The 14080-nt window shown below is 66.4% G+C and carries 6 protein-coding genes; all 6 read right to left on the bottom strand.

All coding sequences use genetic code 11. From position 1 onward, the window contains the following. Positions 1-17: 17 nt before the first annotated feature. Genes treY through treS form a run of 6 tightly spaced genes read right to left on the bottom strand, consistent with a single transcriptional unit; the run spans position 18 to position 14077 of the window. Positions 18-2630, bottom strand: a complete 2613-nt coding sequence (gene treY / locus VM621_RS06895) for a malto-oligosyltrehalose synthase (protein ID WP_325468232.1) — start codon at positions 2628-2630, stop codon at positions 18-20. Continuing rightward, positions 2627-4705, bottom strand: a complete 2079-nt coding sequence (gene malQ / locus VM621_RS06890) for a 4-alpha-glucanotransferase (protein ID WP_325468231.1) — start codon at positions 4703-4705, stop codon at positions 2627-2629. The genes treY and malQ overlap by 4 nt, the downstream gene beginning before the upstream one ends. Before the next feature lie 3 nt (positions 4706-4708). Then, the gene (gene treZ, locus VM621_RS06885) at positions 4709-6460 is read right to left on the bottom strand and encodes a malto-oligosyltrehalose trehalohydrolase (RefSeq protein ID WP_325468230.1); all 1752 of its coding nucleotides are present in this window, start codon (positions 6458-6460) and stop codon (positions 4709-4711) included. Then, complete coding sequence (gene glgX, locus VM621_RS06880; RefSeq protein ID WP_325468229.1) at positions 6457-8565, bottom strand: glycogen debranching protein GlgX; 2109 nt, start codon at positions 8563-8565, stop codon at positions 6457-6459. The genes treZ and glgX overlap by 4 nt, the downstream gene beginning before the upstream one ends. An 11-nt stretch (positions 8566-8576) precedes the next feature. Then, the gene (gene glgB, locus VM621_RS06875) at positions 8577-10763 is read right to left on the bottom strand and encodes a 1,4-alpha-glucan branching protein GlgB (protein ID WP_325468228.1); all 2187 of its coding nucleotides are present in this window, start codon (positions 10761-10763) and stop codon (positions 8577-8579) included. Further along, positions 10760-14077: a maltose alpha-D-glucosyltransferase gene (treS, locus tag VM621_RS06870; RefSeq protein ID WP_325468227.1), complete on the bottom strand. Its 3318-nt coding sequence runs from the start codon at positions 14075-14077 to the stop codon at positions 10760-10762. The genes glgB and treS overlap by 4 nt, the downstream gene beginning before the upstream one ends. Between the last annotated feature and the right edge of the window lie 3 nt (positions 14078-14080).

Below are 14080 nucleotides of genomic sequence, written 5' to 3'. Positions count from 1 at the left end.
CCGACCGTTCCGGGCGCCTAGGAGGCGCCATGGGATAGCCAGGCGGCCACCGGCAACTCGCCGAACACGTCGGCCGTCGCCACCGTCCCACCCAGCAGCTCCCCTTCCGCCAACACCCCCGTCCACCGCCCTCCAGGCAGGTCGACCGTCGTTCCGGCCCAGTGCCCGGCAGCGATCGCCGGGGCCGACGCGCCGGCCAACCACGCAGCGGTATGCCTGGCCACCGCGACGACCAGACGCTGCCCCCGATGCTCACGGACGAAGGCAAGCACATGTCCTGCCGCGGGACCGTCGACATCCAGCGGCCGATAACTGCCGCGGGCGAATAACTCGGGGTGCTCGCGCCGGGCCCAGAGCAGCCGGGCGATGACGGCCTGCTTGATGTTGCCGTCGCGCCAGTTCGCGAGCGCGTCCCGCGGCGAGGGCGCGCGATCGAGCGACGCCGCCCGCTGCACGAAATCGACCGGACGCCTGTTGTCCGGGTCGACCAGGCTGAAATCCCAATAGTCGGTGCCCTGGTAAAGGTCCGGCACCCCGGGCGTCGTCAGGCGCAGCACCGTTTGGGCCAGACCGTTGGCGGCGCCCGGCGTCGCGATGTATGCGGCGAAGGCGGCCAACTCGGCCGCGGCGTCACTGGATAGCACGGCGCGGAGGAAATCCTCGCAGGCGTCCTCGTAGGGTTCGTTCGGCGAGGTCCAGCGCGTCCAGCGCTTGGCTTCGCGCAGGGCCTTGCGTTGCCATGCGGCGATACGCGTGGCGAACTGCTCCAGGCCATCGACATCGTCCGCAGCCAGGTGCAATGGCCAGGCGCCGACGAGCATCTGGTAGAGCATCAGTTCGTCGCCGGCCGATGGCGCCATCCTGCCTTCCGCGCGCTGGCGGAGGTCGGCGTGGCGGAGCCGCCAGCGCTCCACTGTAATCACCCAGCGCTCGGCCACTTCGGAGAGCACGGCCAGACGCGCGCGCAGGTCTTCGCCGCGCTTGTGGTCGTGCGTTGCCGTCGCCAGCAGGTTGTGCGGCAAGGTAGCGGCGCGATCCATGCAGCGTGCGTGGAAAGCCTCGGGCGTCATCGAGAGGTGGGCCGCGTCCACGCCGACCTCGTTGCGCGAGAGCAGGCGCCCGTAGCGATAGCCAGCGGTGTCCTCCACCGCCTTGGCGGCGACCGGCGAGGTGGCCTGCTGGAAGATCGCGATCGCCCGCTCCCGTGCACGTCGCACCGGGCCGGGCGGCAGGCTGCGCGGCGCGATGCCACCGAGCCACATGGCGACCATGTGCAGCAGGTCGGCGTCCTCGATCCGGATCGTACGCAGCGCGCCTTCGACGGCCCGCGCGAAGATCGCTTCGTCATAGGCATCGCGCCCCGCCCCGCCCGCGTATGTCCGGTAGACGGGGAAGTGCACGAGCAGCTCGACCAGCACGCGACGGATGGCGGCCAGCGAGACGTCGCGTGTGGCGACGTCGGCACGCGCCGAGGCGAACAACGCGCGTGCGGTCCGGTCCAGCTCGGCTTCGAAACTGTCGACGAGGATCTGGCGCCGGGCACGGACGGCCTGCGTCGCGAAGTCGGCCGACTCGCCGGTGAGATTGCGCCAGAGTTCGGTCAGCGGCGCCTCGCCGGCAGCGTCGTGCAGCACGGCGGACACCTGGTCCATGAACTCATAGCCCGTGGTGCCGTCCGTGCGCCAGTCCAGGCGCAACGATTCGTCTTCGGCCAGGATTTTTTCGACGACGAGGTAGGCGCCGTCGCGCGGTGCGCCCGGCGGACGCTGAAGGCGAAGCTTGTCCAGCCGATGGCGCAACTGCCGACAATAGCGCCGCGGGTCGGCGAGACCGTCGACGTGATCGCAACGCAGCCCGTCGATGAGACCTTCCGCATAGAGCCGGAAGATGGTCTTGTGCGTGTCTTCGAAAACGGCCGTCCGCTCGATGCGCAGGCCGGCGAGTTCGTTGATGTCGAAGAAGCGACGGTAGTTGACCATGTCGCTGGCCAGCTTCCAGAACGCCAGCCGATAGTGCTGGCGCTCGATCAGCGCATGCAAGGCCGCCCTGCCCTCGTCGTTGGTCGGGTCGTGCTTCGCCGCGGCATCCTCGCCCAGACCCGCGACCGACGTCGGCGACAACGGAAGGTAATCGTCGTACAGCCGCAACACCCACGTTTCCTTGCGCCGGGCGAGACGCAGATGGCCTGCGCGCAGGGTCTCGTCGTAACCCGCACCGAGGATCGGCAACAGCACGCGGCCGCGCAGCAACGGATCCGGCGCCTGCCAGTCGATGTCGAAATAGTTCGCGTAGCGACTGTCGCGCCCGTTGCGCAGCACATCCATCCACCAGGCGTTCTGCGTACCCACGCCCATGTGATTGGGCACGATATCGACGACCAGGCTCATGCCGTGCGTGCGCAGGGCGGCGATCAGGCGGCGCAGCGCATCTTCACCGCCAAGTTCGGGGTTGACCTCATGGCAATCGACCACGTCGTAGCCGTGCGTCGAGCCGGCACGCGCGCGCAGGATCGGCGAAGCGTAGATATGACTGACGCCGAGCCGCGCGTAATAGCCGACGATGGGCACGGCGTCGTCGAGCGTGAAGCCCGCATGGAACTGCAGGCGTGCGAGGGCGCGCGGCGGGCTCACGTACGGTTCCGTGTCTTGTCGATGACATCGCAGACCGCATGGGCGATCGGGCCATCGAACAGGCGGGACGACGAGTCGGGCATGCGCCGCCGCCAGTTCGGGTGGATGGCATCGGTCGGGCCGGGAAGATTGGGTTGCTCGTGCAGGCCGAGAATGTCCTCGACCGGGTAGATCGCGAGCGGTGCGGGTGCCTGGGCGACGTGCTTGGCCGCGGCGACAACCACAGGCGAAATATCGTCCGGAGCCGGCGGCGCATCTTCGTTCCACGCCGAGCCCGAGGCACACATCGCACGCCAGAGCAGGATGCGGTCATGCTGGCGTTGAACGCTCTCGTCCACGGCGGGATCGTCCAGACCGGTCTTCTTGCGCCACTCCACGTCGCGTCCGCTCCACCAGCCGGCGACGGTCGGTACATCGTGCGTACTGGTCGTAGCCATCGCCTTGTCCGACCACTCGCGCGGCGAAACGAAGCCACCATCGGCGCCGCGCTCGAACCAGAGCACGCGGATACCCAACACGCCCTTCTCGCCGATGACCTGGCGGAAATCGCCGGGCACCGTGCCCAGATCCTCACCGATGACGATCGCGCGATGCAGATGCGATTCGAGCGCGATCAGGCGCAGCATGTCGGCCAGCGGATAACGCACATACGCGCCTTCCGTCGCACCGGCACCATGCGGAACCATCCACAGACGTTTCAGCCCGAGCACGTGATCGATGCGTACACCACCGGCATGGGCGAGCGCGGCGCGCAGCATGCCGATGAAACCCTTGAAGCCGGTCTCGCGCAGCCCGCGCGGCGAGAACGTGGTGAGCCCCCAGTCCTGGCCCAGCCGGTTGAGCGCATCCGGCGGCGCACCGACGGAGAGCCCCTTGAGCATTTCGGCCTGGTGAGCCCACGCGTGACTGCCGCCGGCGTCGGCACCTACAGCGAGGTCCGCGACCAGGCCGATCGCCATGCCGGCATCGCGCGCCGCCTTCTGCGCGCCCTCCAGTCCCCGAACGGCGAGCCACTGCAGCCAGGCGTGGAAACCGACCTCGCGCGAATGCTCCCGAGCGAACGATACGACCTCGCGACTTCCCGGGTCGTGGAATTCCGTGGGCCAGCCCTGCCAGCCACCCGGGCGACCGTGGGCGCTGAAGTCCGCGTGCAACGCCTCGAACCGAGCGTGGCGTTCCAGGGGTTCGCCCTGCTCGCGACGAAAAGCACCAAAGCGTTCGGAATGGGCAAGATCCACCGAGGCCGATTCGAAGAGCGAGCGCAGGATCGTCATGCGCGCTCGCGCGGCGCGCGGCCAGTCGATCAGATCCAGCCATTCGAGTTCGGCGAGCTCCTGGCGCAAGTTGTGCGTGTCGATCACCGCGCGCACGGTCTGCTCCCCGCTGGTCCTCACCGGGTCGATGTAGAGCCCGTTGAGAAAGAGCCGACTCGACGGCGCATAAGGGCTGTACCGCTCGGGCGCCGCGGCGAACAAGGCGTGCAACGGACTGATCGCAAGCGCATCAGCCCCCTTCTCCGCGGCGGCTTTGGCGCAGGTCTCGAGTGCGGTGAAGTCGCCGATGCCGCCGTCGCCCGGGCGGCGCAGGCCCGACATCTGTACCGCCATGCCCCAGGGCCGGCGCGCGCCGGCGATGTCGCCGATCCCGAAGGTGCGCGCTGGCGCGACGGCGAGCGTCACCTCGTCATCGTCCACCAGCAGCGTGTAATAGCCGGGAATCGACGGCGCATCGAGCTGCCCTTCGCCGGAGGGCAACTGGCCTTCGCTGACCCGCGTGCCGTCGTCCGCGAGCAGCTTCCATACACGACCGCGCGGCGCGGCGGGCAAGATGACATGCTCGCCCGCATCGGCTGTGAGCAGACGCGGCGGCTGCCGGCCACTGCGCTCCTGTTCGATGCGCCGCAGGCTGGCTTCGATATCGTCGGCGTTATCCGCCGGAAGATCCAGGGCGCGCAGGACGGCGCGCAACGTGTCGGCCGGCGTGGCCTGCGGACGATCCAGCGCGTCGCGCCAATACACGTCCACGCCGGCCTGTTCCGCTAGCAGGGCGAGACGATCGTCGAGGGGGGCGTTCACGGCTCAGGACTCCAGGCAGGCGACGGTGCGGCGTGCGGGAAGCAGGCCGCGCGATACGGAGGCAATCTCGGCGGCATCGCCATGAAGCCACGCCGCCGAAGGCGATGGTGGCTGCGCGATGGTGACGTCGGCGTCGCCGAGATTGACGAACAAGGTCAGCGCCTGACCGCCGAGCGACCAGGACGCCCTGAACGCACGCTCCCCGAGAGACTCCGCGCCAAGGCTGCGCGCGTCGTCGATATAGGGCGCCACGTACTTGTGGCGCAGCGCGATCAGGTCACGAATGAAAAGGCGCCGGTGCTCGCCTTCGGCGCTGTCGCGCCTGGGGATCGAAGCGGTAAAGGTGTCGTACTCGTTCGGATCGGGAATCTCTTCCCCGGCGAAGCTGGCAAACGCGGCGAACTCCTTGCGACGGCCGTCGCGCACCGCATCGCGAAGGTCGTCGTCGGTGAAGTCGGTGAAAAACAGGAAGGGCGTACGGCTCGCCCACTCCTCGCCCATGAACAGCATCGGCACGAATGGTGCGAGGAGCAACAGGGCCAGGGCGGCCTGCATGGTAGCGGCGTCGACCAGCGTCGTCAGCCGATCGCCGAACGCGCGGTTGCCGACCTGGTCGTGGTTCTGCAGGAAGTTGACGAAACGCGACGGGGCGAGATGGCCACTGGGTTCGCCGCGGCGGCGCGAGCCCATCATGTCACCCTGGAAGGCGAAGCCCTCGCGAAGCGTGCGCAACAGCTTCTCCATCGCGGGCTCGTAGTGCGCGTAATAACCCTCTTTCTCGCCCGTGAGAAGGACGTGGAGTGCGTTGTGGAAGTCGTCGTTCCATTGTGCGTCGAAGCGTCCCCGGCCGAGCAGGTTCGCCTGGTTGGCTTCGTTCTCGAGGATCAGGTGGACATGCCGGTCCGGCCCCACCGCCGCGTGGACGCGACTGGCCAGTGATGCCAGCCAACCGGGGTTGCCGATGGCATGGACGGCGTCGAAACGCAGACCGTCGAAGCGGAACTCCTGGATCCAGTACAGCGCATTGTGGACGAAGTAGTCGCCCACCTGCGGCGCCGACACGCCGATGGCCGCGCCCCACGGCGTATGCACGCTCTCATCGAAGAACCGCGACGCATACGCGCCGAGGTAATTGCCATCCGGACCGAAATGGTTGTAGACCACGTCCAGAAACACCATCAAGCCGAGATCGTGCGCCGTGTCGATCATCGCCTTGAGGTCTTCCGGCGAGCCATAGGCAGCGGCCGGTGCGTACGGCAGCACACCGTCGTAACCCCAGTTCCGCTCTCCCGGGAACTGCGCGATCGGCATCAGCTCGATCGCCGTGACCCCGAGCGAGGCCAGGTGCGGCAGGATCATCTCGACGCCATGGAAACCACCGAGCAAGCCGACGTGAAGTTCGTAGACGACCGCTTCACGCCAGGGTCGGCCCTTCCACTCGGTGTTGCGCCATGCGAAAGAAAGCGGATCGGTGACCACGCTGTAGCCGTGAACGTCGCCACCTCGCTGACGGCGCGAGGCGGGGTCCGGCACGGCCAGCGATGCATCGATGCGAAACCGATAGCCTACGCCGACCTCGGCCGGGCAAATGCACTCGAACCAGCCGTCGTCGAGGGAACGCATGGCGGCCGTATGACCCGTGTCGCATTCCAGCGCTACGGCGTCCAGATCCGGCGCCCATAAGCGGAAGCGGGTACGCCCATCGCCCAGCGATCTGGCGCCGTAGGGCATCGCATGTACGTAGCCTGCGCTCATGCCGGTTCGGTCCGGACGATCGCACCGAGCAGGATCACGCTTCGTCCGGCCACCGCGATCGTCGGGTCCGTCCAGGCGACTTCGGTCGCACTAGGTGAGGCGCTGTTGCAGCGCATTCGCCAGCCGACGGTCGGTTGAGGCAGATGGAAGACATGGGTTTCAGGGGTGGCATTGATCAGGACAAGGGTGACGTCGGCCCGTTTCTCCCCATAAGCCTGGGCCCTGCGGAGGGCGAGAAGACGCCCCTCGGTGTAGCCCCACGTGGCCTGGGTCATCTCGGCACCGCTTTCGTCGAACCAGGCGACCTCGCGCATCCCGGGAGCGACCTCGGTGTCGCCGCGGAGAAAGTGGGCGGCGCGCAAGGTGGGATGCTGTTCGCGCAGACGCGACAGCCTGGCCACGAAGTCGGTCAGCTCCCTGCCCTGCTCCGACGTAGCGAGTTTCCAGTCGTACCAGGACAGTTCGTTGTCCTGGCAGTACGCGTTGTTGTTGCCCTGCTGCGTGCGACCGAACTCATCGCCGCCGAGCAGCATCGGTGTGCCGTGCGAGAAGAACATCGTGGCCAGCATCGCCCGTTTCACCCGATCGCGCTGTACCCGGATCGCCGGGTCGTCGGTGGGGCCTTCGACACCGTAGTTGTAGCTTTCGTTATCGTTGCCGCCATCGCGGTTCTCTTCACCGTTGGCGTCGTTATGCTTGTCGTTGTAGCTGACCAGATCTTCCAGCGTGAAGCCGTCGTGCGCGGTCACGAAGTTCACCGAAGCCCACGGCTTGCGCCGTTGATGATCGAACAGTTCGCCCGAGGCCTGGAGCCGACCGGCAAGCGTGCCGCGCATATTCGAATCGCCTTTCCAGAACTTGCGGATATCGTCGCGGAACTTGCCGTTCCACTCGGCGAAGCCAGGCGGATGGTTGCCCAGCTGGTAGCCGCCGGGGCCGATATCCCAGGGTTCCGAGATCAGCTTCACGTTGGCCAGCACCGGATCCTGGCGCATGGCATCGAACAGGCCACAGCACGGGTCGAAGCCATGCTCCTCGCGACCCAGGCTCACGCCGAGGTCGAAACGAAAACCGTCGATATGGAAGGTCTGCACCCAATAGCGCAGCGAGTCCATCACCAGCTGGATCACCCGCGGATGCGCCGTATTGACCGTGTTGCCGGTGCCGGTGTCGTTGATGCAGTAACGCGGATTGTCCGGCATCAGCCGGTAATAACTCTTGTTGTCCAGGCCGCGGAACGACATCGTGGTGCCGAGTTCGCTGCCCTCGCAGGTGTGGTTATAGACCACATCCAGGATCACTTCGATGCCCGCCGCATGCAGCGCCTGCACCGTCGCGCGGATCTCGTTGAGCGCGCCCTCCGCCAGATAACCCGGTTCGGGCGCGAAGAAGGCCAGCGTGTTGTAGCCCCAGTAATTGCGAAGTTTCAGTTCGGTGAGGCGACGATCCTGCACGAAGGCATGCACCGGCAACAGTTCCACCGCGGTAATGCCAAGCTTGACCAGGTAGTCGATGACGTAGGGATCGGCGAGCGCGATGAAGGTGCCGCGCTCGTTCTGACGGATACGCTTGAGCGTGCGGGTGAAACCGCGCAGATGCGTCTCGTAGATGATCGTCTCGTTCCATGGCGTATGCGGCCGGTTACCGCCCGTCCAGTGCATGGGCTCGTCGACGACGACGGCCTTCGGCATGGCGGCGGCACTGTCGCGCCGATCGAAGGAAAGATCGGCACGCGGCGATGACACGCGGTACCCGTGCAGGGCATCCGACCAGCGCACCTGCCCGTGGAGCAGGCGCGCATAGGGATCGAGCAGCAGCTTGTTCGGATTGAACCGGTGCCCTTCCTCGGGCTGGTAGGGACCGTACGCACGGAATCCGTAAAGCGTCCCGCCGCGGACCCGCGGCAGATAGCCGTGCCAGATCTCGTCCGTGCATTCGGGCAGATCATAGCGCGCGATCTCTCGCTTGCCGGAGGGGTCGAACAGGCACAACTCGATGCGCTCCGCATGGGCGGAGAACACGGCGAAGTTGGTACCCATGCCGTCGCAGGTCGCCCCCAGGGGATACGGCATTCCGGACTGCATGCGCTCGGGTAGTGCGGGCATCGGTATCCTCGTCAGTCGGCCACGAAGACGACGGTGGCAAGCGGCGGCAGGCTCAGCACCAGCGACTGGTCGAAGCCGTGCGCAGGCACCGCCTGGGTGTGACGCTCGCCTTCGTTGCCTATGCCGGAGCCGCCGTATTCGCTGGCGTCGGAATTGAGCGCTTCACGCCAGCGCCCGCCTTCGGGAACGCCGATGCGGAAGCCATGCCGCGGGGTCGGCGTCATGTTGCTCACGACCAGGACAGGGCGCCCACCCTCGGCCATGCGCAGCCAGGCGAAGACGCTCTGCTCCGCGTCGTCGCCGATGACCCAGCGGAAACCGCGTGGATCCGAATCCCATGCATGCAGCGCCGGCGTCGCCGCGTACAGATGGTTGAGGTCGCGAACCAGCTTCTGCACGCCGAGGTGCATCGGATGATCGAGTAGCTCCCATGCGATCTGCGCGTCGTGGTTCCACTCCCGGTGCTGGGCAATCTCGCCCCCGGTGAACAACAGCTTCTTGCCGGGGTGGCCCCACATGAAACCGTAGTAGGCGCGCAGGTTGGCGAATTTCTGCCACTCGTCGCCTGGCATGCGGCCCAGCAGCGAGCGTTTGCCATGTACGACTTCATCGTGCGACAGCGGCAGCACGAACTTCTCGGAATACGCATAGACCATGCTGAAGGTCATTTCGCCGTGGTGCCAGCGACGATGGACCGGATCGTGGGTCATGTAATCCAGCGAATCGTGCATCCAGCCCATGTTCCACTTGAAGGTGAAACCCAGCCCGCCCTGCTCCACCGGCTGGGTCACACCCGGCCACGCCGTGGATTCCTCGGCAATGGTCATGCAGTCCGGGTGGCGCTCGGCGACGAGCTGGTTTACACGGCGCAGGAAGTCGATCGATTCGAGGTTCTCGCGCCCGCCGTACTTGTTCGGTACCCATTCGCCGTGTTTGCGGCTGTAGTCGCGGTAGAGCATCGAGGCCACGGCGTCGACGCGCAGGCCGTCCACATGGAAGCGTTCAAGCCATGCCAGCGCGCTGGCCACGAGGAAACCCGAGACCTCGTTGCGACCGAGGTTGAAGATCAGGGTGTTCCAGTCCTGGTGGAACCCTTCGCGCGGATCGGCGTGCTCGTACAGTGGCGTCCCGTCGAAGTGCGCCAGTCCGTGGATGTCGGTCGGAAAATGCGCGGGCACCCAGTCGACGATGACACCGATCCCCGCCTCGTGGCAGCGGTCGACGAAGCGCGCAAAGGCCTCGGGTGTGCCGAAGCGCGAGGTCGGCGCAAACTGGCCCAACGGCTGGTAACCCCAGGAGCCGCCGAACGGATGCTCGGAAATCGGCAACAATTCGATGTGCGTGAAGCCCATGCCGGCCACGTACGGAATCAGGCGCTCGCCGATATCGTCCCAGTGCAGCTCGGCGTTGTCCTTGCCGCGCAGCCAGGAGCCGGCATGCAGCTCGTAGATCGACAGCGGTGAGCCGGCGTGATGAAGCGCGCCGCGCCTGCGCAGCCATTCGCCGTCCGTCCAGTGGAAGGCGGTCGGGTCGGCGACGATGGACGCGGTGGCAGGCGGCAGTTCCGCCGCCAGCGCCACCGGATCCGCACGCTGGGTGAGCGAACCATCGGCACCCCAGATCTCGTATTTGTATCGAGCCCCTGCGAGCAGGCCCGGTACGAAGAGTTCCCAGACGCCGGAGGGCACGCGCTTGCGCATCGGGTGACGGCGGCCGTCCCAGCTGTCGAAGTCGCCGACCACGCTCACGCGCTGCGCATTCGGCGCCCATACCGCGAAGCGCACGCCCAGCACTCCGTCGAGCGTGATCGGATGCGCGCCGAGCACACGAAAGAGTTCGACGTGGGTGCCGGCCGCCATGCGACCGAGATCCTCGTCGGCCAGCAGGGTTCCGAACGCATAGGGGTCGTGCGTGTCGTGGCTTGCGCCGGGCCAGCGCACACGCAGGCGATACCTCGCCTCGTCGGGCGCGAACCCGGCGAAGAGCCCATCGTCGTGGACGCGCTTCAGCTCCGCGATCGGCCGGCCGGCGGCATCGATGAGCTCGACGCCGAGTGCGCCCGGCTGCAAGGTGCGCACCGTGCGCCGTCCGTTCACCGTATGCGGTCCCAGCAAGGCGAACGGATCGCCATGGCGGCCCTCCACCAGCGCGGCGACCGCAGCGGCATCGTTCAATCCGTAGCTGCGTGCGTCGGTCACGTACCCTCCTTCAGCTCGGCGGCGGTGTCGCCGCGGGCCGCATGAAGCAGGCCGCGCAGCGGTACGTCGAGCCAGCCGGGACGGTTCGCCGCCTCATAGCTGACTTCATACGCCGCCTTCTCGATGATGAAGAGTTCCAGCAAGGGCGCGAGGGCGCCCGCCTCGACCCAGCGCACGGGCGCGGCGTCGAGCACCCTCCGATAAGCGTCAAGGAAAACCTTGGACGAGCGGGCGCGGAACCGGGCGAGATAGTCGCCGAAGCCTTCGTCCTCGACCGGCGCCAGCCCATCCTCGCCCCGGCGCGCCATGGCCGCCGCGTAGTGGAGCGAACGCAGGAAACCTGCGACATCACGCAGCGGCGTGTGCTTTCCACGACGTTCCTCCAGCGAGCGGGCGGGCTCGCCTTCGAAGTCGATGATGTAGGCATCGTCCTGGACCACCAGGATCTGGCCCAGGTGGAAATCGCCATGGGTACGGGTCAGCAGCGCCCCCTTGCCCGAGCTCGCGAGATCGCCGATGTGCTTCTCGAGCGCGGAGGCGAATCCATGCACCGCTTCGATCTCGGCGTGCACGGACTCGGACACCTCCGTGGCGTGGTCGAGCGACGCTATGGCGCGGCGAACCTGCGCGCAGATGCCGTCGCGCCAGGCATTGGCCACGGACTCGGTCGCCGTTTCCGGATCGAATGCCGGGAACTCCGACGGCCGGGCCAGCAAGGCATGCAACTCGCCCAGGCGCGTCCCCACGGCGGCCGCGAAGGCGTCGTAACCGCCTTCGATCTCGGCACGGCGCTCGTCGTCGTTGGAGTGGCTGTATTCGTCGTAGCTGCGGCGCAGGAAGTCCAGCGTCCAGCGCCAGGCGTCGCCCTGGTTGCGCAGGAAGCCTTGCAGCACGGCGATGGTCGTGCGATCGCCATGTTCGTCCACGCGAACCACCTCGCCCAGCAGCGGCGACGTATTGGCGTAGCCGTTCTCGGTGAGGAAGCGGCCCATCTCGACTTCCGGATTGATCCCGGCCGAGGTGCGGCGGAACAGCTTCAGTACGCCCTGGTCGTGCAGGATCATCGAACTGTTCGACTGCTCGGCGGTCATCCAGCGGTTCTCGATCTCGGTCGAGAATGCGTCCGGGTCGAACGCGTCGGTGCGCTCGAAGCGGACGAATCCGTTATTGACCGGCAGCTCCACTTCATTGCGCAGACCGATCAGCAGGCCCGAGGCGAACGCTTCCAGCGAAAACCCATCGGTGAGCAGACCGATACGACGGCCACGGCGCACACGAGCAAGGGTGAGCTGTTGCGCGCGTGCGGTTGGGCTTTCGTCCTCCCAGACGATACCCACGGGCAGGCTGTAGCGCTCCTTGCCGCCATCGGCCAGGGTCGCTTCGATTTCGGTGAAGACCAGGTCGTCGCCGCGATCGGGCCACGGCACGGCGTAGAGAATCCGCACCGATTCGATGCCACGGTCCTTCGCCGCGAACCAGCGGCGCACGCCCAGGTAGGTCGGCAGCACCTGCTTCTCGATGACGCCGCGGTGATGCGCCATCACCGGCCCCTCGACCAGCGCGCCGCGAACGACCAGGGTCTCGTAATCCGGCATGGGCTCGGCGGGAATCTCGTGCCATTCCGGCATCTGCGCGTTCGGGCAGATCTGGAACGCGTAAAAGCCATACGGCGGCACGGTCAACAGATACGGCAGCTGGCCAACCGGCGGGAACGAGGAGCCACCCATGATCTCGATCGGCACCTGGCCGTCGAAGGCCGCCAGGTCGAGTTCGACCGCCTGCAGGGAGCGCGACATGTTCGCCACGCAGAGCACGTGTTCGCCATCGAATTCGCGCAGGTACGCGAGCACCTTGCGATTGCCGGGATACAGGAACTTGAGCGTGCCGCGACCGAACGCCTTGTAACGCTTGCGCACGGCAAGCATGCGCCGCGTCCAGTTGAGCAGCGAATGCGGGTCGCGTGACTGCGCCTCGACATTGATCGCCTGGTAGCCGTACAGCGGATCCATGATCGGCGGCAGCACGAGGCTGGCCGGATCGGCACGAGAAAAGCCGCCATTGCGATCCACCGACCATTGCATCGGCGTACGCACGCCGTCGCGGTCGCCGAGATGGATGTTGTCGCCCATGCCGATTTCGTCGCCGTAGTAGAGCACCGGCGTGCCCGGCATCGACAGCAGCAAGGCGTTCATCAGTTCGATACGACGGCGATCGCGCTCGAGCAGTGGCGCCAGGCGCCGACGGATGCCCAGGTTGATGCGCGCTCGCTTGTCGGCGGCATAGGTCTGCCACAGGTAATCGCGCTCGTTGTCGGTCACCATCTCGAGCGTGAGCTCGTCATGGTTGCGCAGGAAGATCGCCCATTGGCAGTTTTCCGGGATGGCCGGTGTCTGCCGCATGATGTCGGTGATCGGGAAGCGGTCTTCGCGCGCGATCGCCATGTACATGCGCGGCATCAGCGGAAAGTGGAATGCCATATGGCATTCGTCGCCGTTTCCGAAGTAGTCCTGGGTGTCTTCCGGCCACTGGTTGGCTTCCGCCAGCAGCATGCGATCGGGATAATGCTGGTCGATCTCCGCGCGCATGATCTTGAGGATGTCATGCGTCTCGGGAAGGTTTTCGTTGTTCGTCCCTTCCCGCTCGATCAGGTACGGCACGGCATCGAGCCGGAGACCGTCCACGCCCATGTCGAGCCAGAAGCGCATCACATCGAGCACGGCCTTGAGCACGGCCGGATTATCGAAGTTCAGGTCGGGCTGATGGGAAAAGAAGCGGTGCCAGAAGTACTGGCCGGCTACCGGATCCCAGGTCCAGTTCGACTTCTCGGTGTCGAGGAAGATGATCCGCGTGCCGTCGTAAGCCTGGTCGGTATCGGACCATACATAGAAATTGCGGGCCGCCGAGCCGGCTTTCGCCGCGCGTGCGCGCTGGAACCAGGGGTGCTGGTCCGACGTATGGTTGATGACCAGTTCGGTGATCACGCGCAGGCCACGGGCGTGCGCTTCATGGATGAAGCGCTTGACGTCGGCGAGCTTGCCGTAGTCCTCGTGCACCGCCTTGTACTCGGCGATGTCGTAACCGTCGTCGCGTCGCGGGCTGGGATAGAACGGCAGCAGCCAGAGCGTGTTCACACCCAGCTCCGCGATGTAATCGAGTTTTTCGATCAGGCCCTGGAAGTCGCCGACGCCGTCGTCGTTGGAGTCGAAATAGGACTTCAGGTGCACCTGGTAGATGATCGCGTCCTTGTACCAGAGCGGGTCGCTCGAGAAGTCGGGTGCGGTCGCCTGCTTTTTTGCTTTGGCGCGTGTAGCCATGGA

This window comes from Luteibacter sp. (genome assembly GCF_035539195.1).
Classification (GTDB): domain Bacteria; phylum Pseudomonadota; class Gammaproteobacteria; order Xanthomonadales; family Rhodanobacteraceae; genus Luteibacter.
Note: the sequence above shows the minus strand (reverse complement) of the source record. Positions and strands in the feature narration are given on the sequence as shown.